The sequence below is a fragment of the Wolbachia endosymbiont (group A) of Sicus ferrugineus genome, from assembly GCF_947251515.1.
Lineage (GTDB): Bacteria > Pseudomonadota > Alphaproteobacteria > Rickettsiales > Anaplasmataceae > Wolbachia.
This window is the reverse complement of record NZ_OX366370.1, coordinates 375,458-397,030: the sequence shown is the minus strand read 5'-3', so window position 1 is coordinate 397,030 and position 21,573 is coordinate 375,458. Positions and strand designations below refer to the sequence as shown.

Genomic DNA, 21,573 nt, shown 5'->3' with positions numbered 1-21,573 from the left:
ATGTTTAATATAGGTCTTTCAGAAATTTTGGTCGTTGCTTTAGTGAGCATAATTGTTCTTGATAGAAATAAGGTGCCTGTATTTATTGATCTTATTAGGAATACATATAAGTATCTTATGATTATAAAATCAAAAGCTAGGAGGTTATTGAAAGACGCAGGAATTGAAGACTTATATAAAGAGTGTAATACTGAAAAAGTAAATTACATAGTTGGTAAAAATGGTAAGCTTTATCCTACTTACGATATAGATAATACATCCAAAGATAATGACAGCAAAGATCCTAGTAGTAGATGATGTACTATGTAATGTTAAGCTTTTAGAAGTTCGACTAAAAGCAGAGTACTATACGGTTATCGTGGCCTATGATGGTGAGGAAGCCATGGATTTAGTAGCAAAACAGCAGCCCGATATTATATTACTCGATATTATGATGCCAAAAATGAATGGCTTTGAAGTTTGTAAGGAGCTAAAGAATGATCCCTTGACAACCCATATTCCAATAATTATGGTAACTGCGCTGCATGACGCTCATGATAGAGTACAGGGCATTAATGCTGGTGCAGATGATTTTCTGACTAAACCAATAGACGAAACTGCTTTATCTGCAAGGATCAAGTCTCTCACGCGCTTAAAAATGATTATAGATGAATTGCGTTTAAGAGGAGAAACCAACGCTGAGATTGGCGGAGTAGCAGGAAACAGTATTATGGATTATTCTAATCAGATTTTTGATGCTAGCATACTTGTTGTAGATGAAGATGTCTTTCAAGCAGAGCAGATATATAATATACTAAAGCACCGCTTTAGGTCAATTAAAATACTGAGTGATCCAGTGGAGGCATTAAAGGTTGGTATTAAGAATAATTACGACCTGATCATTTCTGATATGCAGTTTTCAAAAACTGACGGCCTGCGTTTGTGTTCTGAGTTTCGTAGTAAAGTAGAAACACGCTATACACCAATTCTGATTCTTTCTGAGGATTATGATAAAAACAATTTAGTAAAAGCACTTGATGTAGGTGCTAATGATTATTTAACAGTACCTTTGGATGAGGGCGAGTTAATAGCAAGGGTTAATTCGCAAGTAAAACGCAAAAGATATCAAGATGCCTTGAGAATGAATTTATTTAATAATGCGGAAATGTCTATAAAGGACCCATTAACTAACTGTTATAATAGAAGATATTTTGATGCACACTTAAGAAACATTGTTAAGAACTCTGTGGAAAAGGATAGAAGGTTGTCTCTTATGATACTTGATATAGACTATTTTAAGATGGTGAATGACAGTTTTGGGCATAGTGCTGGAGATGAACTTTTAAAGCAAGTACAGAAAAGAATTTCTGAAAATATCAGAGTGACAGATTTACTAGCTAGGTTTGGTGGTGAGGAGTTTGTTGTTGTAATGCCAGATACCAATGTATCAGATGCGTATACTATTGCGGAGAGAATACGAAAAATTATTGCTAAAGAACCTTTTATACTTGCGGACAAAAATACAACCCATAACATAACTGTGAGCATTGGAATTGCAGAAATGCAAGGATCTGACCTTGACGATATTAAAAAATTTATAGTACGTGCTGACAAATATTTATATAAGGCAAAAAACAGTGGTAGAAATAGAGTGGTTACTGGCTATAGCTAAAGTGGCTTAAGTTTACCGACAACCGTCATTCCGCTACTCGTTAGCGGAATCTATGCTGAGATACCGCGAATGAATCGCGGTATGACGTGTTGCTTGGGTTAGCTATAGATTTCTGAAATGATTTCAAAAAAATGATAACTAAGGTTAAAGCGACAACATGAGGTTTCTCAGCTCTGGAAATTTCATGTTTAACTGCAAAAATAGATACTTATTTAAAAAATATCCTGTGACTTTCAGTCCTAACTGAAATTCTTGGAATGAGTAGCTGTTTTGTAAGTTATTATTGTATACATCATGCAACATTTGTGGAAAAGGTAGGAGTTTATCTGCATAATAATCTCCTGCTTTTTTTGACACTGCTCTACCAGTTTTTGGAGAAATAAATTGTAAGTTTTCCTTAACACCTGTTACAGCACATTTGGATAAGTCTAACTTGAATCCCAATTGCGTAAGAAGCAGAAGCTCTAAGTTAAGATAATGGCTTTGCCAAGACTGATTGTTGTGTTTAATTACATCGATGAAATATCGAAAATTGTCATACAGCACGGCACAGGGTTCACTTTCTGGAAGCACTTTTTCTAAAATAGAGGAGAAAGAGACAATAGTAATGCTTTTTAACCTATCTTGAAAGAAATGATGGAATGGAGATTCGATTAATTCGCACTTTAAAAAACCTAGATTTTCAGGTAACTTAGCACTCCATTCTGCATGTAATAGATTACTTATCTGAAACTTATAATTGCTATTGTTTGTTAGCTTAATTAATCCCCTGCGCTTTCCATGATTTTTTGTAAACAGAGAAAGAATTAAGTTTTTATCGACGTATTTTTTAGCAGCTATAATGATGCCTTCATCTTTCCATCTCATTTAGAGTATATTGACCATATGATATTATAGGATAGTACACCTAGAGCTTGTAATCCATAAAAATCACTTACTCTGTTACTGTTTGCTTCCAAAGTTTCAAGGCTATGAGAGAGTAAGTTATTGGCTGCCACTCTTCTTCCTGAGCCTGATGCATTTCATACTGAGCTTTTGGTTTTTGGTTTGCTAAATAATTGTTTGAATGATTTTAGTAACATTACTTTTCCTCATCTGAAATTTTGGATAATTCAGCTTCTAATTCTTCTATCGTCGGTAAAGCTGTTTTTATGTTCTCTGGTAGATTTTCAGTTATTCGGTATTCTGCAAGACCTATTGGCTTTGTCATGTCTCGCAGTGTATATTCGGCCAGTACATTATTTTTGATTTACATAAAATTAATCCTATAGATGGCTGGTCTGTTGAGTGTTTTAGCAAATTATCCACTGCAGAAAGATAAAAATTCATTTTTCCAGCGTATTCTGGTTTGAATTTATTATCTTTCAACTCAATCACTATAAAGCAACGTAATTTTAAATGGTAGAATAATAAATCAATATAAAAGTCTTCATCTCCAACATCTAAATGAAATTGTCTGCCAACAAAAGCAAATCCTTCACCGAGTTCTAACAGAAATTCTTCCATATGTCCTACGAGTCCTTTTTCTACTTCTCTTTCATGAGCATCCTTACCTATACTTAAAAAATCAAAAATATATGGATCTTTTAATGTATAATGTGCTAAATCTGATTGAGAGGATGGTAATTTTTCTTTAAAGTTAGTAATAGCTTTCCCTTGACGTTTATGTAGTCCAAGCTCTATCTGCATAACCATAATGTTACGTGACCAGGCATGTTCAATAGCTTTTTTTACATAAAATAATCTTATTTCATGACTTTCTATTTTTTCCAAAAGAGTGATATTGTGATACCAAGTTAATTGTGCAAGAGGCTCCTGCACAAATTCAACATCAGGATATTCTTCGGCAAACTTACGCATATACTTCAGATTTCTCGTGCTAAAGCCTCTCATTTCTGGAAATGTACTTCTCAAATCCTTACTTAATTGATCAATTACCTTAGCTCCCCAGGCATGTTCTTTTTGGCGTTTTAGGATCTCTGTACCAATATGGTGGTAAAGCAAAATAAGCTTACTATTTACTGCAAGTGCTGCTTTATAACGACTAGTAGCGATATGTTCTTTCAACTGCTCTAAAAATTCTGTATATTCTTTTGCTATAATTTTTGTCATACGGTTCCTTTTAATTCATTATACAATTCCTTTGTCTGTCGAGAAGACAATCTTTCGCTTGCCTGCAACTTTGAAGGGATTCCTTATTTACTTCAAACTCGTCCATCAACTAAAATATATTGACTTTATGTGCAATATTAGCTTTAAACCAGTAAAACAAACTGCTTAACATATGCGTTTTTTCTATTCTAATTACATTCTTTTTTTATCTTTATGTTGTTTTCTGCTCCTTTCGTTACCTTCAACAAAAGCCCAAACGAATGATACGTCAGTTGTTCCTATACCACAAAGGAAAAAAGAAACAGTTGAGCACACTGTTGTAGCACAACCGAGGCAAATTATCGAAATGCAAGAAGAAGTCATTATTAACGAGGGTAAAGAATTCATTCCAGTTCCAAAAAGAAAAAAAAGTGTAGGGAAGAAACTAAGAAGGGATGTTAGAGAGGCAAAAAATGAAATAGGAAACGAAAAAAGCGTTGAGAATAAAAAGGATGAATTAGTTGTAACAGAAATTATTAACTCTATAAGAGACAAACTTACAAAATGCTGGAGCATTCCTGAAAGCATAGCTTACAAAGAAAATTTTAATATAAAAATTAACTTATTATTATCCAGTCAAGGCGAGATAATTATGTCCGATGTAGCAGACAGTGATTCCTATCGAAATAATCCACTTTTCAGGTCGATAGCAGATAATGCAATGCGTGCAGTATATAAATGTAGCCCATTGACTGGCTTGCCTACTCAGCACCACCACATTTGGCGTGAAGTAACACTAGACTTTATTCTATAGCTAAAGTAATTCTATAATTTAATAAGCCGTCATTCCACTGCTTGTTAGCGGAATCTATTCTGAGATACCGCAGCGGTATGACGTAGGAAGATCTGAGCAAACTTTCAATCAGGAACAGCCAAAGATCTCTCTAAGATGTCAGTTTCTTTTGTATCTGCAACTTTACCGTCCTGATCGAATGAAATTTGCAGAGTCTTACTGCTATACTTCCTTTTTCCTAAGAAGTTAGCTTGTTTAATTTTATATGAGACATAGTACCAAACATTGTCATCGAACTTTGATACTAATGTTGGTAATCCTAAAGTGTGAACCACTTTTTCTTTATCGTCACCTGCTTTTATCTTGCTCCACAATTCAACACTAATGCCAGGAGCTCCGTGGTTGTGAATAGTGTGTGTGCAGCTCACTGTAAATAATAAAATAAAAGATATTAATACTCGCATTTCTGTTGATAAATTACTTGAAGCTATAATACACTAATAAATTACCTGCCGTCAAATTTCAAAAAGTTAAATTGACCGATTCTCAATATCACTTAATATAATATTTACTTTAGAAAATAATAGGTGTCTTATGTCATTGTTAGAAGCAGATCCAATATACAAACCTTTTAATTACCCTTGGGCGTATGATGCGTGGCTGCAGCAACAAAGAATCCATTGGATACCTGAGGAAGTTCCGCTTGCTGATGACGTGAAGGATTGGAAAACTAAACTTTCAAACGTAGAGAAAAATCTACTAACTCAGATTTTTAGATTCTTTACTCAAGCGGACATTGAAGTAAATAACTGCTACATGAGGCATTATTCAAATATATTTAAGCCAACAGAAATATGCATGATGCTTGCAAGTTTTTCCAATATGGAAACCATACACATTGCAGCTTATTCTTATCTTTTAGACACAATTGGCATGCCAGAAAGCGAGTATCAAGCATTTTTAAAGTATGATGCTATGAGAAAGAAATATGAATACATGCTGGAATTTGAGGAAAGCAAAAAACACGATAAAAAACATGTAGCTAAAACTCTAGCAGTGTTTGGTGCATTTACCGAGGGGTTGCAGTTATTCGCATCGTTTGCAATTTTGCTCAATTTCCAACGCTTTGGAAAAATGAAAGGCATGGGGCAGATAATCGCCTGGTCAGCCCGTGATGAAACTTTGCACACCAATTCAATTATTATGTTATTTAATACATTTATTAAAGAGAATAATGAAATTTGGGACAACGAGTTTAAAGAGGAATTATATTCTGCATGCCGCACTATTGTTGAGCTTGAGGACGAATTCATAAAGCTTGCCTTTGATTTAGGAGATGTTGAAGGACTATCCGCAGAAGAAGTGCGCAATTACATACGCTACGTAGCAAATAGACGGTTAATGCAATTAGGTCTTGAGTCCATATATGATGTCAATGATAATCCTATTCCATGGCTCGATGAAATACTAAATGGCGTTGAACATACGAATTTCTTTGAAAATAGAGTAACAGAGTATAGTCGTGCAGCAACTCAAGGCACATGGGAGGAGGCTTTTACTGAAAACGACACGAATAATAGGTGAGTGCTAATTTCACTCTTCTTTGTCATGCAAGTAGCTGACACTGGAATCAGTTTTTTGATCGAGAATGTTGTATAGTGCATAATCAATTTTCCTGGATCGAAGTAGTCAAGGCACTGGGATCTAATAGATAATATTCGTGCAGTACGCGCGGGAGTAACAAAAGCTGCTTGTCTTTCATAATGTTTCGTAGCAATAGGCAGTTTTGCTTTACTTAACAACTAACTTACCATATATATGTCCATAGGACATTGGTATATAAGAACGTGCTACAACTATTAATCTTACTCACGGTCATCACTTCAGTTGCATTCTTTGGTCATTTAGTTCCAATGGAAGCAAAAACCTTCTTGTACTCAACGAGCCTGAGTATAAAAGAGGTTTTGCTATTTATAATGCCTTTTATTATTTTTGCGTTAATCTTTAGCAGTGTTAACAATCTTAAGCAGTCAGCTATAAAGTTTATATTGTTACTTATTATAATGATCTTCTTATCGAATCTGGCTTCAAGTTTAATAGCTTATTCTGTTGGGCATTTTATCATACAAAACACTTATTCAATACAAGATATAACGTATGAAGAAACAATTGTTCCTTTATGGTCGTTTAGGCTTCCGCTACTCCTTTCTAACTTTCATGCTCTTGCTTGTGGATTTGTGTCCAGCATAGTAGTGTCTATACTGCTACCTAAGAAAAGCAAAGAGCTTTCGAACAAAATGTTAGATTTAACTCTCTTTATTTTGAAGACGTTTTTGACGCCAATTATTCCAATATTTGTACTTGGGCTTGCTTTAAAAATGCAGCATGATCAAGTTTTATCTATAATATTTAAGGATTACTCAATAATTTTCATTATTATAGCATCTGCAACCTACCTTTATGTTTTCCTCTTATATGGCAGCAGCAAATTCATTCAAGATCACAAGCTGGATAGCTAGTATAAGCAATATGATACCGGCATTTATTACTGCGATGAGCACAATGTCTAGTAATGCAACTATGCCGCTTACTCTTGAAGGAAGCAAAAAAAATGTAAAGCAACCTGATATAGCATCGTCTGTTATACCAATAACTGCTAGCTTCCATTTAGTAGGTGATTGCTTTTTTGTTATAATATTATCAATGGTAATTACTTCTGGTTATTTATTGTCCACAACGGACTATGTAACTTTTCTTCTCTATTTTTTGTTATTTAAGTTTGCTATCGTTGCAGTGCCGGCAGGAGGAATTATGGTAATGCTACCTATTCTTGAGAAATACCTCAAATTTTCTCCAGAAATGCTTTCGTTAATCACAGCCTTGTATATAGTGTTTGATCCAATAATCACTTCAGCAAATGTTATGGGTAATGGTGCCTTTACTATGATGTTTACAAAACTCTATGATAAGCTTAAGTAATGTCTATTTTAGCGATTGATACTGTAGGTACTGGTAGTTCAATAGCAATAGTTGATTATGATGGTAATTGTTTTGTAGCGCGCAATTCCGCCAGCAACAATCATGTAGAATCATTTTTTCAAATTCTGAATACTTTGTTTGATAAGCACAATTATAATTATGATAAAATAGATCATTTAGCGGTAGTAGTTGGACCAGGAAGTTTCACTGGAATTAGAGTTGGTATATCAGCAGCACAAGGTATAAATCTTGCTACAAATAAGCCATTATACGGAGTTAATGCGCTGGAAGTTCAAGCTTATACAATATCTTTGCTTTGTACGAATAGCAAAAAAAATATCAGAGCTATAATCAAAAATGCTCAAGGGTTTTATACGCAGTTATTTGATTTCAATTTATTGCCGCTATCTGGTCCAACTGCAGCACGTGACCCTGGATCCAAGTGTCACGCTACAAGCAGTGACTGCATTACACATATGGATTGCAATTTAAATGCTAGCCATGCAGGACTATTGGTTCATTATAGACTGAAGAACAAGCAAAAATTAAATGAAGTTGAGGCTCTATATTTAAATGAGCCTCAGTATATGAAATCATTATAGACTATTCTTTCGCGTACATACAATGTGGCTAATACCAATTCTCATTGTTGGTCAGTCAAATAGGAGAAATTGCAGAGTTGTTTAATTGTGGAGCTGGCAAGAGAAGTAATAAATTTGCACAAAGCACCCTAAAGCAGAGCAATTGTATCGTATATTTTATTGCACAAAATGTTCTGTTTTATATATAACCAAAGCCTCTCGTGTTTCTAGATATTGCGACATCTGCTCAAGAAATATGTTCATGCAATCAGTGTTGACATTTGGTGCAAATAAGCTAGAACTCTCTCCATTTCTAGGATTAACCGCACTATAGAGATAGAAATTTTGCCTAACTAATTTTGTTTTAACCTGTGTTCTAATCCCCTTTTTAAACCACCCATGTCCAACCTTTGAATGTGTGCCAAACCTTGATTCATCAAAGAAAAATAGCTCTTTTTCTGGATACTTGCTAATAGCTCCATTGAGATTTTTTTTGAATTCCTCTTGTTTGCTTTTATCTTGTCCATTATGAACTGGTCTGGGTGTAATATATGAGAATTTCATCTTTTGCATATAGCGGTGTACTGTAGATTTGCTGATATTTAATCCGAACTTTTCCTGGATTCTTATTCTCATTTCTTTAATGGTAATATTAGGATTTTCTTCTATCCACTCTTCAATTTACCGTAGTTGATCCTGATTTAATTTAGTTTTTCTACGCCGTTGTGGAGGAGTAAACAGTTTTTCTTCTCTGCCAAATTTCAAGAGTTTTACCCACGAAGTTAGTGCGCTTCTTGAAATGCAATATATTTTTGCTACAGCCGCTATACTGTGCTTTTTTGCTGCAATTACAGCATTTAGTTTTTTTGAAACATATGCATTGTTCCTTACTTTCTTCAGCATTTCTTTTGCTGATTCTACTACTTTTTCATCCAATAATTTTAATCTTAATGCCATTTATACCTCAACTATTTTACTTGCTTCATTATGGCTTTTCTTCCATCATTGTCCATCTGTTTGCCTTGTAATGGGAATTAGTATAATGTCAGCACTATAGCTCTTACTTTCTGTCCTTTCATTTTATTTTTTAGCTTTTCATTTTCCAATATAAAATCAAAATCTAATTCGCCAGCGTTCCCATAGCTTGCTATAACTTCTTTTTTGCAAGCGAAAAATAAAATCTACTTCCAAATCATCATGCTGCTGAATGAATTTTACTGAAGACGATCATAGATAAATAATAATTTCTCTTGATTTAATGAACGCATTTGAGTGATAACTTCGGGTAATTGCTCTTCCGCCAACGTTTGTTCACCTATATTCCAAGCCGCAAGACGAGCACTACAAATCAGCGAAGTACACAAATCAACAAACAAATTGCTAATGGTGGCATTGTGCCTGTTGTTCCATTTGGTTTAAAGCGGCCAAACTCGGATACAATTTCCTCAGAGCTGGGTAATCTCATACCAGAACCATCTGCTGCAATAAGTCTATAGCCTCTCCAAGTTCCATACTCAGGTTCATCCTGATAGGCTGTTTGGATGCTTAAATTCTTGAAAGCCTGTATGGCAAATCTTATACCTTGCTTTAGAAAAAGCTTGCTTTGAGGGTGGAGTTTTACATGTCAACGGCTCCATAAGTTCACATTCTATTCCCAAACTTTTTTTAACTAACTTTAAAATCATAGAAAATACTGTCGAAAAAGGAAGTTTTCTTGTTCGTGTAAAACTCAACACAATGGATTTTCTGAAAAGTTTTCGAGTATATTGCATTTTTAATTTGTAAGATAAGATCTTTTCTTTTTTGCATGCCTCACCTAAAAATGACACATTTTAAACTTTTTTGTTGAAATAAAATAGAAACAAAAGTGCTGTCTCTTGTAGTATTTTACTCCTTAACATCCCTTAAGTTGACGCCATTGCCTGAACGGATACAATTATTCAACCATATTTTTGAAGATAGCTAGTTTCTGTATTTATTTTAAATTGAAGAAAGCTCAAATGAAAGATCGTGTTTTGCTAAAATCACAGAATGCAGTCTGGTTACATTATTCTAGCTATACGCAACAACTTTACTTTCAACAATTTTATTAGCAATAATACGACTTTCACAATCAATATTTATTATATCAGATAGTGAATTAATATCAGTGTAACTATCAAAACTTTCCATTGTTGATTCCACTACCTCTACTATTTTTAAAAAGCCAATTCGTGACTTCAAAAATTCATTAACAGCTATTTCATTTGCAGCATTGAGCACAATACTGTTTGTTTGTGGAGCAGAAGAGTTTAACACTGCCATGCTAAGCTTTAGCGCAGGAAAACGCTTATGGTCTGGTTCTTGAAAGGTCAATTTTCCTTGCTTTGTTAAATCTAATTTACGATTTAAAGCTGATCTTTCCGGCCAAGACAAAGCATATGAAATAGGAATTGCCATGTCAGTTTCTGCAAGCACAGCAAAGTTGAACCCATCCTTATAAGTTACAATTCCATGTACTATTGACTCAGGATGCACTATTGCTTCAATTTTATCCGGGCTGATGTTAAACAAGTTATGTGCTTCTATTATCTCTAGTGCCTTATTCATCATTGTTGCACTATCAACTGAGATTTTCCTTCCCATATTCCAAGTGGGGTGACTAAGCGCCTGATCTACCGTGACATTTCTTAATTGCTCAGAACTATAGTTTAAGAATGGTCCACCAGAAACAGTAAGTATGATCTTTTCTACGCATTTGTCGTCATTTTGCAAAACTTGAAAAATTGCGTTGTGTTCAGAGTCGATAGGGATTATTTGTACGTTTTTTTCTTTAGCTTTTTTGAGTAATAACTTTCCACCGCAAACAATGCTTTCTTTGTTTGCTAGTGCAATGACTTTAGTACCGCTTTCTATGATGTGCATAACTGGTTCAAGGCCTGCAATGCCAATTATTGCAACAACTGAGAGATCAACAGGTATGGTAGCAATATTTGTAGCGCCAATTGCTATTTTTACATCTGTACCAAGTAGGTTTTCTCTTAAATCTTTGTAAAACCTTTCATCGGAGATAGCAACGTATTTTGCATTCAGCAGTTTTGCTTGGTGTGCCAGTAGAGCAAAGTCTGAATGGGCACTTAGTGCTTCCACTTGGTATTCTTCTTTTCTCCTTGAGAGCAAATCTACAGTCCTTTTTCCAACACTTCCTGTTGATCCTAAAACTGCAACCTTTTTCACTAAGACAAACTCATAACAATAGCAACTTTTCTTATTAGGCCTTCTCGCACACTATTCAGCAGTTTTTAAGCGTTTAACCAAGTTCATGCCCGTGGTCATCGCCAACAGATGGTGAAGGATCAGGTGAAAAAGATTGACCATGATGATCACCTGCATCATGCATGTCTTGCAAACCATCAGCATTATGAGCCATTTCATTATTGGCATGAGGGTAATCATCTGAGTGAGGTCCCTCATCACCATGAGCCATATCCATTCCTTCTGATGGCATATCTTCCCCACCTCCACCTGAAAAATGTTCTCCAAGGCTTTCAAGAAATTTTATGCCAAACATATTACCTGATTTTCCAAACAGTGTTACTAAACTACTGCCACTTACCAAACTTTCAAACACGTTACTATAAGCAGCAATTGCTCCTTCATGAAAGTTGAACAACCATTTCATTCCATCCACGACTGTTGAAACAGAGTCACTATGACCAAGACCAAAACCACTTTTCTCACCAGCGGCTTCTTGGTGTTGCTGCTGCGCTTGCCATTCTGCAATATTTGGACCTTGAGCTTCACTCATAAATTTTTACTCTCAACCTTAAGCTATTATTTTATCACAAATATTGCAAAATATCAATAGAGCTTTTGAATATAGCTAATAATACCAATTCCCACTATACAAAGAACGGATAGACAATAATGGAAAAAAAGCCATACTAAAGTAAGTGAAGTAGCGAGGTATAAATGGCATTAAGATCAAAATTATTGGATGAAAAAGTAGTAGAATCAGCAAAAGAAATGCTGAAGAAAGTAAGGAACAATGCATATGTTTCAAAAAAACTAAATGCTGTAATTGCGGCAAAAAAGCATAGTATAACGGCTGTAGCAAAAATATATTGAATTTCAAGAAGCGCACTAACTTCGTGGATAAAACTCTTGAAATTTGGCAGAGAAGAAAAACTGTTTGCTCCTCCATCACGCCGTAGAAAAACTAAATTAAATCAGGCTCAACTACAGCAAATTGAAGCATGTATAGAAGAAAATCCTAATATTACCATTAAAGAAATGAGAATAAGAATCCAGGAAAAGTTCGGATTAAATATCAGCAAATCTACAGTACACCGCCATATGCAAAAGATGAAATTTTCATATATTACACCAAGACCAGTACACAACGTACAAGATAAAAGTAAACAAGAGGAATTCAAAAAAAAATCTCAATGAAGTTATTGGCAAGTATCCAGAAAAAGAGCTATTTTTCTTTGATGAATCAAGGTTTGGCACACATTCGAAAGTTGGGCATGGATGGTTTAAAAAAGGCACTAGGACTCGGGTTAAAATAAAATTAGGTAGGCATAATTTTTATCTCTACAGTGCAGTTAATCCTAAAAATGGAGAGAGTTTTAGCTTATTTGCACTAAATGTTAACACTGATTGCATGAATGTATTTCTTGAGCAAATGTCGCAATATCTAGGGACAAGAGAAGCTGTTCTTGTTATGGACTGTGCTAGTTGGCATAAGTCAAAAAATTTAAAGGTAGCTAAAAATATTGAGATTATATACCTACCTCCATATTCACCTGAACTCAATCCTGTTGAGAGGCTTTGGTTATACATAAAACAGAACATTTTGCGCAATAAAATATACGATACAATTGCTCTGCTTTAGGGTGCTTTGTGCAAATTTATTACTTCTCTTGCCAGCTCCACAATTAAACAACTCTGCAATTTCTCCTATTTGACTGACCAACAATGAGAATTGGTATAAAAACAATTTCTGTCATCCTATATATAGCTAAACTGACTTAGATTTACCGACAATTTGAAAAACTATCATTTTCCAGATGACAGATTTTAACAAAAGCGTTGTGGTAAAGCATCAAGGCGCCGAATGCCAAAAGTTTTAAAATAAATCCCTAAACCTGCCTAGCAGCTTATTTGTTCAGTTAATGAGCTTTTAATTATATTTGTCTTACACAAATCAAGGAGAGTTGATGGTGTTACTTCTAAAATATCGCTTACAGGGATATCTTTAAATGTATCATAAATTGTTTGTATCATGTCTTTTTTGAGACTTATCCTCTCCGCAATTGTGTTTACAATATGAATAACGTCCTCTATCAATTTTGCTAGTAAAGATAGATCATCTGAATTTGTTATTCCTTTTTTTCTTAAAAATTCTTCTATCTCCTCAGTTTCTGGTATTGCTGATAAGTCTTTTATTGTTAAATCTTGAATTTTTGCTAAAGATTCTGGTGTAATTTGCTGATACTTCTGTGCCACAAAAAGCTCTGTAAACTTGATTTTCAATATTTTTTCCCATCGTTCTTTTAGAGTGGTATGCAGTTTCGTTTGAGAATTGAATGAAACAAAAGATATCTATTATTTGTAATCTAAATGTGTTACTTATATCTGAAAACAGGGTTCCTTCAAAAATAAGTAAGTGAGAAAGATAGCGGTTTATTTTATCTCTTACTTTTGAGATAAATCTGCCATCAGCTAAGTGCTCAAATTTAGTATCTTTTATGATAGAGAATACGGATTCATACCTAGCTTTTATGGTCGCTTCGAGGAGAAATTGAAACAATCCAACATTTTCAAGAAAAGCTCTTTTCTGCTGGTCAGATTCATTGTGCAGAACATAATCATTTGTATGTACGTAAAAGGCAAATTTTATGAGCTGTGGATTAAACACGCAAGAAAACTTTCTTGTTGTGTTTAAATAGTTTACCTTATAAACCATATTATTTTCTTGCAATGTCCACCACAAGTTAATGCGATTCAATATTTCTCTTACTTCATTGCCATCAAATCTTTCATCCGAAAGCATTTGTAGTACTTCACCCCGAGAATTGAATAATTTACTATTTAAGAGCGCATTAGTTGCATCAGGGTCTTTTTCGAAAGCAACTATTAGATTATCTAAAATATTTTTATTTTTACTTTTATCATCCAAGCAATCAAAGAATGCTAAAACTTCGTCAACATTTGCACAGTTTTCATATAGCTTAGTACTGAAAATGTTCTTAAGAACCTCAGTAGGAATGTCCATTAGCTTACAAAATAACCTGTTATTTGCCAAAAATGGGTGTAACTTTTCTATTAAAAATGAGGCAGATACGTGAATGTCATAAATCTCTTTGCATCCTAAGAAACCAATACGACTACGGAAGAATTCTGATTAATCAGGCGGAAAAGTATCTTTGAGGTCATCAATATGTTTTAAATTATCAATCACATTTTTATTTTCCAACATTGAAGCGAAGCTATCAAACTCTTCTTCACTCATCTTTCTGTGCAAAAAATCTTTGATCGCTCCAAACAGACTGGACTGATAACTGAAATCAGAAGGTAGGGCTTCAACTAAATCTTTCTTTAAAAGTAATCTTCTAAGATTATCTTGAATTATTCTTTTTTTGTGGTACCCATCATATCTATCATATGAGCAACAAAGGATTACTGGTATATATTTAGTTATTTGCACAGCAAGCATCTTTTTATCTCTAAAGGCATCAGACATATTCTTCACTAAATCATGGTTGTCAAATAAGTCTACGAAGTTAGATAAGTGTGAGGCATGTGCATATCTTGGATCCCTCCCTAGTAAAAATCCATCTAACTTAAACAGTGTTTTAAGTAATTCTATATCGATAGCATTAACTACTCTAGCAAGCTTTTCATGTGTGTTATAGATTTCATGTATATGATATCTGCCATACCCCTCTTTCTGAACTAAAGGTTTTGAGTTACTTAGGCCTAAATAGTCGGATATAATTTTTGATTTCTCTTTGTCATGAATCTTAGTAGTGACACTTGCTATAAGCCTTGAGTGTCCTACGCAGCAAGAGATAACTTCCCTTATACTAAAATCACCATTCTTGAGAAGCTCTGTTAAAAGTTCTTTGTTACTATCTTTTACCTCAAGAAAATTTTCAAGGTCTGCTGTATATAGACCGTCACCGGAGAACTGGGTAATAGATAAGCTAAAAACTCTACTAAATTTAATTCCTTCCTTAATCCACAAAGACAAAAAGAACTCAGGAAAAAGTGTAATTTTTGCAACCTTCAATGATGCATAAGCCAATAAATTTAATACTAAAGCTGGTATTACACATAGCAAACACAGCACTACCAATGGAGCAATAATAATGTACTTTAATGCTATATTTATGTTTTTTGTCTCCCAGATAGCAATAATCAAGAAGAATGGAGCTACTGCTATAAAAAGCAGTGCTGTCAGTGGCAGCATTATAGATTGATATAAACGTTTTCTTATGAGCTTTACCGCCATTATAGTTTCGTAATTACTACTTCAATTAAACATACTTTAAGAATCGAGCTTTGTCAATTTTTATGTTAAACTGTTTAGTACTCACAATCTCGTTTGTGAACCTATAGCTATATATAACGAATGAATTTTTTTATATATTCGTTATTAGTATTTTGTATTTCCTGAACAGTTCCATGGGAAATGATCTCCCCTTCATATAATACTGCTATTTTGTCAGCTATTTTAAATGCGCTATGAATATCATGTGTAATCGTGATAATTGTAGTGTTAAGATCTTTAGATAATTTTATTATTATCTCGTTTACTATATCTGACATAATTGGGTCCAATCCTGAAGTTGGCTCATCTAATACGATGATTTCTGGATTGTGTGCAATCGCCCTTGCAAGTGCTACTCTTTTTTTCATTCCACCTGATAGCTCTATTGGAAACATATCTGCTATGCTTTCCTCCAGTCCAACATCATTTAACTTCTCGATTGCTAGCTGTTTTGCCTCCTTTTTGCTGATATTAAAGCGCTTTTTATAATTAAAAGATATATTTTCCCACACTGTAACGTAGTCAAATAAAGCGGAATTTTGAAATAAAACCCCAAATTTATTTTTGCTTTTACTATTTATTTTAACAGACCCTGAGTCTGGAGCAAGCAAGCCGATAATTGTTTTTGTTAGTACAGATTTGCCGCTCCCTGAGCCGCCAAGTATGACTAATGATTCCCCTTTTAATATATCGAAACTTAGATCTTTTAGTACTGTCCTATCATCAAAAGATAAGCTTAAGTTCAATATTGATATTATGGGGTTACGCATGTATCAAAGTAATCATGTAGTTTGCTAAAATGATCAGTATGGACGATAAAATAACAGTTGATGTTGTAGCAACACCTACTCCTCGTGCACCTTCTTTGCAATGGTAACCGTAATAGCAACTTGAGACAGAAATTATGGAGCCAAAAGCAATTGCTTTTATTAGCCCAACAATAAAATCGTACATATTAAAGAATTGAGCTGTGTATTTAATGTATATATTTAGATTGTGGTTAAATTCGAAGACTGCAGTGACATACCCTCCAAATATTCCTATTAGATCTGCACATATTGTAAGTATAGGGAATACTATAACTGATGCCAAAACTCTCGGTGCAATTAAATATTTGAAAGGGTTGATGTTCAAAGTTGTAAGGGCATCTATTTGCTCGGTGATGCGCATTGTACCAATTTCTGCCGCAATTGATGATCCAACCTTTCCTACCATTATTAAGCTGATCAAAACTGGTCCTAACTCTTTAATGATAGTGATTGTAACAAGTTTGGGTATTATCTGCTCTTGGTTAATTAATGAGTCACTCAAGCTGCTTTGTAAAACTATCGCCGCTCCTATAAAAACTCCAGTGAGCCCAACAATTGGCAGAGAGAAAAAGCCTATCTCTATAATTTGTTTTGCTACGTTGCTAAAATAATATGGTGGCATAAAGCAGTGGTATAGAGATTGAATAAAAAATATGAATGCACTACCAAGCCTTAACAAAAAATTGATAAAGTACCTACCAATTATTCTAACACTATTTATATCAAAAAAGCTCACTTTGTATTCATTTTAGCTAGAGGTTAGTCTTACTGATTTTATTAAAATTTTTATTAACTTTATCGCAAAGTATAGCTGAGATATGTTTTAAGTTCAACATACTTGATGTTTTAATTTAAAGCTCATATAGCTAACCCAAGAAAGGTTTCCCTACGTCATACCGCCGCGGCGCTAACGAGTAGCGGAATGACGGTTTTTCAAATTGTAGGTAAACCTAAGCCACTTTAGCTATAGGACTCAATTACATAAGCAAACCTTACTTATTTTATTATCCCTGTTTACTTCTTGTAAAAAACATGTTACTAATGAATTGAATTTTGTAGTAGAATGGAGGAAGTTTTGGCAGTTCCAAAAAGAAAAAAGTCGAAGTCAAGGCGTAATATGCATCGTTCTCATCATGCTATTGAGCCTAAGAATGTTATGGTATGTTCAACAACTGGAGAATTCATGTTGCCTCACAATGTAGCAGTCGATGGCAGTTACAAAGGAAAACGAGTTTTCATTAAGCAACAGGCAGAATGACTATTATGGTATGTTACCTACGGTCAATAATCACATAGTTATTGCACTTGACGCTATGGGGGGCGATTTTGCGCCTCTTTCCGTAATTCAGGGTGCTGGTTTTTTTTTGGATAATCTTGTTGACCCAGGCATTAAAGTTCTTTTTCATATTTATGGAGATAAGGAAAAAGTATCTCCTTTGCTTTTGAAATATAAAAAAGTAAGTAACAATTCTGAGTTTACTCATTGTTCTGACAATGTCCTTGCAAATGATAAGCCATCTTTTGCGCTGAGACATCGTAAAGACTCAAGTATGAAAGCTGCAATTGTTGCAGTGAAAGAAGGTAAAGCTTTCGGAGTGGTATCTTCAGGCAACACCGGGGCGTTGATGGCAATTTCCAGATTTATTTTAGGAACATTACCAAATATTTATCGTCCTGCTATTGTCTCTATCTGTCCAACTAAGACAAAAAGCTTCGCTTTGCTTGATCTTGGTGCAAATGTCGATTGTAATGCCGATTCGTTATTCCAATTTGCATTAATGGGAAGTATATTTGCAAAAGTAGCGCTAAAAATTGACAATCCTGAGGTTGCTTTGCTAAATATCGGTACAGAAGAAGTTAAAGGTAATGACTCAGTGCGCGGCGCTTTTGAGTTGCTTAAAAACGCTCCAGGCATTAATTTCAAAGGGTATATAGAGGCAAGTGAATTTTTAGAGGGTAATATAGATGTGATTGTTGCTGATGGTTTTGTTGGTAATGTAATGCTCAAAACAGCTGAGGCAACCGCTAGTACTTTTATCAATCTAATAAAGCAGGAAGTATTCAAGTCGTGGATAGCGAAAATGCTTATTGGTATATTGTTAAAATCTAAACTAAATAAAGCATTAACGCGTTTTAATCCCAAAATTAGAAGTGGAGCTATGTTTTTAGGGCTGAATGGTATCATCATTAAAAGTCATGGAAATTCTGATGCTATTTCTTTTGCCCATGCTATAAAATTTGCAGTAAATGCAATTAGTGAAAATTTAAATCAAAAGATAATTAACGGGATAAGTCATATTGAATAAAAGTTTCATATTAAGCACTGGATCTTATCTACCAAGAAAAACGTTGAGTAACAACGAAATTGCATCGATAGTTGAGACAAGCGATGAATGGATAAGGCAGAGAACAGGAATAGTTCAAAGGCATATAGCAGATGAAGGAGAATTAACGTCAGATCTAGCTGTAAATGCAGCAAAAAGTGCTATAGAAAAAGCTAAAATTTCAGTAGATGAAATTGACTTGATTATAGTTGCAACAACAACGCCTGATAAAACTTTGCCTAGCTGTGCAACGATTGTACAAAGTAAGTTAAAATGTAAAAACGCATTTTCTTTTGATGTACAAGCAGCATGCTCTGGTTTTATATATGCAGTTACAGTTGCTGATTCGCTCATAAAATCTAACAATAGAATTAAATATGCGCTCGTTATTGGTGCTGAAATAATGTCTAGGATTGTTGACTGGGAAGATAGGTCAATTTGTGTACTCTTTGGTGATGGTGCTGGTGCAGTGATAATAAAATCGGAAATGGGTAGCAGCGGCATCATATCAACAAACTTACACTCTGATGGCAATGTGGACATATTATGTACGAACGGAGGGGTATCCTCTACTGATGATTCCGGAAAAATATGCATGAATGGAAGAGAAGTGTTTAAACATGCAGTGGATAAGTTAACAGCCTCAGTAGAGGAAACACTAAGATGCAATAATTTGAAAATCACTGATATTGACTGGTTAATTCCCCATCAAGCAAACATTCGTATTATTGAAGCAGTAGTAAAGAAATTAGATTTTCCTATAGAGAAAGTGATTAATAACGTTGATAAGCATGCAAACACCTCAGCAGCGTCAATTCCACTGGCCTTAGACTATGCAATACAAGAATCAAAAATAAAATCAGGAAATCTGGTACTGCTAATTGCAATAGGTGCAGGTCTCACATGGGGTTCCGTGTTGCTGCGCTATTAGACTTCTTGCATTACCTCCTGTCACCCAAGTAGCTATACTCGTAGAACATCACACCATAGGGCACAGCATAACTGTATGAACATTGTGATTTTAGTCCACCAGATCCGAGTGCTTTGACTACTTGATTGGATGCTGAGTTGGTGAGTATAAAAGTATAGCTAACGCTGTCATACCGCCGCGGTATCTCTAGATCCCTCTAACAAGTAGCGGAATGACGATTGTCAGTGTGTCATCCCAGCGCCCCTATGATGTCATCCAAGTAGCCAACACTGGGATCCAGGAAACTTAACTCTACATCAAGTAAATGTACAATAAGAACTAGATTCCAGACTGGAATGACAAGTTCTCGGCAACCCCTACGTCATACCGCCGCGGTATCTCATCCGCTAACACGTAGCGGGATGACGATTCTTCAAATCGTCAAGGTGTCATCCCAGTGCCCTGATTACTTGGATCCAGGAAACTTAACTTTAAATAAGTGGCTGCATAATAAAAACTAGATTCCAGCGTCACGCGCTGGAATGACACCATTTTCGGTCTCTTAAATTGCTTTAGCTACGAACATTAAGAAATTTACCAAACGAAAAAAAAGGCAAAAGAAGCCCCGTGGTGCGAGTTTTGACCCTATAATAATTTAAATTGGTGCTGTAATAATTTGCTGACGCTTAGTTTAAGCGCGGTTTGGCTGAATGTAGAAAAAATTTAAAAGACATGCAGCCGCTATAATTTTATGTAATCCGCCAATAAATACCCTGAGTTTTTTACTGAATTTTGTCATTGAGCCTGCAGGTCAAAAACAAGTTTTGAGTCATAATACCAATTCTCATTGTTGGTCAGTCAAATAGGAGAAATTGCAGAGTTGTTTAATTGTGGAGCTGGCAAGAGAAGTAATAAATTTGCACAAAGCACCCTAAAGCAGAGCAATTGTATCGTATATTTTATTGCGCAAAATGTTCTGTTTTATGTATAACCAAAGCCTCTCAACAGGATTGAGTTCAGGTGAATATGGAGGTAGGTATATAATCTCAATATTTTTAGCTACCTTTAAATTTTTTGACTTATGCCAACTAGCACAGTCCATAACAAGAACAGCTTCTCTTGTCCCTAGATATTGCGACATTTGCTCAAGAAATACATTCATGCAATCAGTGTTAACATTTAGTGCAAATAAGCTAAAACTCTCTCCATTTTTAGGATTAACTGCACTGTAGAGATAAAAATTATGCCTACCTAATTTTATTTTAACCCGAGTCCTAGTGCCTTTTTTAAACCATCCATGCCCAACTTTCGAATGTGTGCCAAACCTTGATTCATCAAAGAAAAATAGCTCTTTTTCTGGATACTTGCCAATAACTTCATTGAGATTTTTTTTTGAATTCCTCTTGTTTACTTTTATCTTGTACGTTGTGTACTGGTCTTGGTGTAATATATGAAAATTTCATCTTTTGCATATGGCGGTGTACTGTAGATTTGCTGATATTTAATCCGAACTTTTCCTGGATTCTTATTCTCATTTCTTTAATGGTAATATTAGGATTTTCTTCTATACATGCTTCAATTTGCTGTAGTTGAGCCTGATTTAATTTAGTTTTTCTACGGCGTGATGGAGGAGCAAACAGTTTTTCTTCTCTGCCAAATTTCAAGAGTTTTATCCACGAAGTTAGTGCGCTTCTTGAAATTCAATATATTTTTGCTACAGCCGTTATACTATGCTTTTTTGCCGCAATTACAGCATTTAGTTTTTTTGAAACATATGCATTGTTCCTTACTTTCTTCAGCATTTCTTTTGCTGATTCTACTACTTTTTCATCCAATAATTTTGATCTTAATGCCATTTATACCTCGCTACTTCACTTACTTTAGTATGGCTTTTTTCC

General features: G+C 34.7%; 17 protein-coding genes and 6 pseudogenes. 10 read left to right on the top strand and 13 right to left on the bottom strand.

The genetic code is table 11. The features are described 5' to 3' along the window. Together tatB and OPR24_RS01990 are read left to right on the top strand one after the other, a co-directional pair. On the top strand, positions 1-297 hold the full coding sequence (gene tatB / locus OPR24_RS01995; protein WP_182183153.1) for a Sec-independent protein translocase subunit TatB: 297 nt from the start codon (positions 1-3) through the stop codon (positions 295-297). Further along, entirely contained in the window at positions 269-1,651 is a 1,383-nt protein-coding gene (locus OPR24_RS01990; RefSeq protein WP_265033662.1) for a PleD family two-component system response regulator, read from the top strand. The genes tatB and OPR24_RS01990 overlap by 29 nt, the downstream gene beginning before the upstream one ends. 144 nt (positions 1,652-1,795) lie before the next feature. Here the strand turns inward: OPR24_RS01990 and recO are convergent, their stop codons facing one another. Both recO and OPR24_RS01975 read right to left on the bottom strand, forming a co-directional pair. Beyond that, positions 1,796-2,518: a DNA repair protein RecO gene (gene recO / locus OPR24_RS01985; protein WP_265033660.1), complete on the bottom strand. Its 723-nt coding sequence runs from the start codon at positions 2,516-2,518 to the stop codon at positions 1,796-1,798. Between the two features lie 214 nt (positions 2,519-2,732). Further along, positions 2,733-3,763 (bottom strand): annotated as a pseudogene (locus tag OPR24_RS01975) (PDDEXK nuclease domain-containing protein). A gap of 172 nt (positions 3,764-3,935) precedes the next feature. Here OPR24_RS01975 and OPR24_RS01970 point away from each other — a divergent pair. Then, entirely contained in the window at positions 3,936-4,556 is a 621-nt protein-coding gene (locus OPR24_RS01970; protein ID WP_265033656.1) for a hypothetical protein, read from the top strand. Between the two features lie 104 nt (positions 4,557-4,660). Here OPR24_RS01970 and OPR24_RS01965 read toward each other — a convergent pair whose 3' ends face one another. Then, complete coding sequence (locus OPR24_RS01965) at positions 4,661-4,999, bottom strand: outer membrane protein assembly factor BamE (RefSeq protein WP_265033654.1); 339 nt, start codon at positions 4,997-4,999, stop codon at positions 4,661-4,663. Positions 5,000-5,129: 130 nt separating this feature from the next. Between OPR24_RS01965 and OPR24_RS01960 the strand changes: the two genes are divergently transcribed. From OPR24_RS01960 to tsaB, 3 genes and pseudogenes are all read left to right on the top strand, one after another. Beyond that, entirely contained in the window at positions 5,130-6,119 is a 990-nt protein-coding gene (locus OPR24_RS01960; protein WP_253307200.1) for a ribonucleotide-diphosphate reductase subunit beta, read from the top strand. Between the two features lie 263 nt (positions 6,120-6,382). After that, positions 6,383-7,514: pseudogene (locus OPR24_RS06455) on the top strand (dicarboxylate/amino acid:cation symporter). Beyond that, positions 7,514-8,116 (top strand): tRNA (adenosine(37)-N6)-threonylcarbamoyltransferase complex dimerization subunit type 1 TsaB, encoded by a 603-nt coding sequence (gene tsaB / locus OPR24_RS01945; protein ID WP_265033647.1) that lies wholly within the window; start codon positions 7,514-7,516, stop codon positions 8,114-8,116. Before OPR24_RS06455 ends, tsaB begins: the two are co-directional and overlap by 1 nt. 41 nt (positions 8,117-8,157) lie before the next feature. On the opposite strand, the pseudogene OPR24_RS01940 reads toward tsaB, so the two are convergent. The 4 genes and pseudogenes from OPR24_RS01940 to OPR24_RS01925 all read right to left on the bottom strand — a co-directional run bounded on the left by OPR24_RS01940 (position 8,158) and on the right by OPR24_RS01925 (position 11,882). Further along, positions 8,158-9,052, bottom strand: a pseudogene (locus OPR24_RS01940) (IS630 family transposase). A gap of 83 nt (positions 9,053-9,135) precedes the next feature. Further along, positions 9,136-9,904 (bottom strand): annotated as a pseudogene (locus OPR24_RS01935) (transposase); the annotation flags it as partial. A gap of 243 nt (positions 9,905-10,147) precedes the next feature. Beyond that, a complete protein-coding gene (dxr, locus tag OPR24_RS01930) occupies positions 10,148-11,311 on the bottom strand; it encodes a 1-deoxy-D-xylulose-5-phosphate reductoisomerase (protein WP_265033645.1) in 1,164 nt (387 codons plus the stop codon). Between the two features lie 73 nt (positions 11,312-11,384). After that, the gene (locus OPR24_RS01925) at positions 11,385-11,882 is read right to left on the bottom strand and encodes a hypothetical protein (protein ID WP_265033643.1); all 498 of its coding nucleotides are present in this window, start codon (positions 11,880-11,882) and stop codon (positions 11,385-11,387) included. A gap of 164 nt (positions 11,883-12,046) precedes the next feature. Here OPR24_RS01925 and OPR24_RS01920 point away from each other — a divergent pair. Then, positions 12,047-13,058: pseudogene (locus OPR24_RS01920) on the top strand (IS630 family transposase). Between the two features lie 170 nt (positions 13,059-13,228). Here the strand turns inward: OPR24_RS01920 and OPR24_RS01915 are convergent. From OPR24_RS01915 to OPR24_RS01895, 5 genes are all read right to left on the bottom strand, one after another. Then, the gene (locus OPR24_RS01915; protein WP_265033641.1) at positions 13,229-13,585 is read right to left on the bottom strand and encodes a hypothetical protein; all 357 of its coding nucleotides are present in this window, start codon (positions 13,583-13,585) and stop codon (positions 13,229-13,231) included. Further along, complete coding sequence (locus OPR24_RS01910) at positions 13,494-14,384, bottom strand: hypothetical protein (RefSeq protein ID WP_265033639.1); 891 nt, start codon at positions 14,382-14,384, stop codon at positions 13,494-13,496. Before OPR24_RS01910 ends, OPR24_RS01915 begins: the two co-directional genes overlap by 92 nt. Before the next feature lie 99 nt (positions 14,385-14,483). Beyond that, a complete protein-coding gene (locus OPR24_RS01905; RefSeq protein WP_265033637.1) occupies positions 14,484-15,593 on the bottom strand; it encodes a hypothetical protein in 1,110 nt (369 codons plus the stop codon). 107 nt (positions 15,594-15,700) lie between these two features. Continuing rightward, positions 15,701-16,402, bottom strand: coding sequence for an ABC transporter ATP-binding protein (locus tag OPR24_RS01900; protein ID WP_265033635.1), 702 nt, complete (start codon positions 16,400-16,402; stop codon positions 15,701-15,703). Continuing rightward, complete coding sequence (locus tag OPR24_RS01895; protein WP_265033634.1) at positions 16,395-17,177, bottom strand: MlaE family ABC transporter permease; 783 nt, start codon at positions 17,175-17,177, stop codon at positions 16,395-16,397. Before OPR24_RS01895 ends, OPR24_RS01900 begins: the two co-directional genes overlap by 8 nt. Before the next feature lie 339 nt (positions 17,178-17,516). On the opposite strand from OPR24_RS01895, the gene rpmF reads away from it, so the two are divergent. From rpmF to OPR24_RS01880, 3 genes are read left to right on the top strand one after another with little or no spacing between them, the layout of a single operon-like run. Continuing rightward, complete coding sequence (gene rpmF, locus OPR24_RS01890) at positions 17,517-17,699, top strand: 50S ribosomal protein L32 (RefSeq protein ID WP_265033631.1); 183 nt, start codon at positions 17,517-17,519, stop codon at positions 17,697-17,699. 10 nt (positions 17,700-17,709) lie between these two features. Beyond that, complete coding sequence (plsX, locus tag OPR24_RS01885) at positions 17,710-18,747, top strand: phosphate acyltransferase PlsX (protein ID WP_265033970.1); 1,038 nt, start codon at positions 17,710-17,712, stop codon at positions 18,745-18,747. After that, the gene (locus OPR24_RS01880; RefSeq protein WP_265033630.1) at positions 18,740-19,696 is read left to right on the top strand and encodes a beta-ketoacyl-ACP synthase III; all 957 of its coding nucleotides are present in this window, start codon (positions 18,740-18,742) and stop codon (positions 19,694-19,696) included. The genes plsX and OPR24_RS01880 overlap by 8 nt, the downstream gene beginning before the upstream one ends. A gap of 823 nt (positions 19,697-20,519) precedes the next feature. Here OPR24_RS01880 and OPR24_RS01875 read toward each other — a convergent pair. Continuing rightward, a pseudogene (locus OPR24_RS01875) lies at positions 20,520-21,531 on the bottom strand (IS630 family transposase). Positions 21,532-21,573 lie beyond the last annotated feature (42 nt).